This window comes from Vibrio sp. 1580 (assembly GCF_033340055.1).
The window spans coordinates 1-1,611 of the sequence record NZ_JAWOVT010000044.1 but is presented as its reverse complement, the minus strand read 5'-3'; the positions used below and the strand labels follow the sequence as shown (position 1 = coordinate 1,611).

General features: G+C 44.1%; 1 protein-coding gene and 1 pseudogene. One reads left to right on the top strand and one right to left on the bottom strand.

Features of this window, described 5'->3' with window-relative positions; all coding sequences use genetic code 11:
* A pseudogene (locus tag R7093_RS23875) lies at positions 1–404 on the bottom strand (ISAs1 family transposase); the annotation flags it as partial.
* A 198-nt stretch (positions 405–602) separates the two neighbouring features.
* Between R7093_RS23875 and R7093_RS23870 the strand changes: the two are divergent.
* A partial coding sequence (locus tag R7093_RS23870) for a PKD domain-containing protein (RefSeq protein WP_318146844.1) occupies positions 603–1,611 on the top strand: 1,009 nt, incomplete at its 3' end.

The window sequence follows — 1,611 nt, the reverse complement described above, 5'->3', positions numbered from 1 at the left end:
TGGACGACGCATAAGCACTAATCATATGAATAGTGCTCGTCCTGTCTTCACGATTATATGAGCCGCGAAGCGTTTTGCCATCAATCGCAATCACTTGACCTTCGGTAAGGGTGTGTATTGATGACATCCAGTTAATGAAGCATTCATGAAATGCTCGGGGTCAATCGTTGAGATTATTCGAGCAATCGTGTCATCAACAGGAACACTATGTAAAAACAGGCCATTGCGCTTAAACCAATTATGATGACCGAGAATGTATTCACGGATATCAAACCAACCTTTCGCACCAGCAATAACCGCACATAGCGAGCCAAAAGGACTTCGAAGAGGCAGTAAGTGACCTTAGGGATTTGGCGTAGATCAGTAATCGTTTGAAAATGTTCTTTGAAGTGATCGATGTGCATGATGCTTTCCCTAAAAAGGGAGTATAAGATCACAGCTAATAAATGGGATCGTCAAATTAGTCGTCATTTTGCTTAAAAAACGTTCACGACCTCACCCTGCAGACAATTAAGCCTTAAGCTGCTACTTACATCACAGACAACGCCGTCGTAAATAATATTTAATGCGGAGTTTTCACCTTTTCACATCGGGACCTCTAAATGGACGTTAAGCCTTGGCTACTCTTAACAGCTGCAATTCTCGCAGGCTGCTCTGATGACGATCATCAGACCCACAACAACAGCGTCAAATTCGATGTCATAGACAATCAAGAATTTACCCTTAATCCGATTCAAAACGACAGCAATCCCGATTTAGAAAGTTTCAGCTGGACTCAAACATGTGGTTCGATATCCATTATTCCTTCTGACACAAGCCAAACCGTCAATCTGACACTTACCGCTCCAAAACTGGACAACGATGAAGAGTATTGCTTCCAGTTTAAAGGAACCAGTAAGAATGGTGATCAGTACTCAACCGATGCAAAAGTGTCCGTGGTGTCTCCATCACTGGAAGTTTATGTTGATCACGCATCTCTCCCCTCTTTACATCAGGTATTGGACATCATCGCCTCTGCAGAGGCTCACCCGACAGCTGAGCGCTATGTGTCCTGGGGCCGTATCAATCCGACGCAAGAGCATCTGGCGCAACTGAATATCAGTCGCTTCCCACTTGAGTCAAACCATACATCGGCAGAAATGCTTGAAGCTATTTCTGCCTTTGCAGAAGATCATCACAGACTCAAGGTTTCAATCAGTACCAACACGCTGAAGTCATATGACAACCTAAAACTTATGCTACAGCGGCTGCATAAGCAGCCACATGTCGACATTGACAACATCAGGCTCTATGACGATGGCTCTGCTGAATACGTGAACCTGTACAACTGGCGCAATACCCAGGATAAGACCTACCTGTTACAGCAAGCCGGTGACAACCTTAAAAATATCATTTTAGGTTCAGGTGGTTCTTCCGCGCCCTGGTTGACTACTCAGTTTAACTGGCATTCACTCTACCCTACTGAGTACTCAATGCTGAGATCTGACTTTTTGACGCTTGATCCAAAACTACACGAGTTAAAAGAGTATCTGGGTGATAGCCTCAAACAAATGCAGTGGGATAAATATGCAAAACTGTCCTCAGAGCAGCAAGCATTGTTCCTTGAAATCG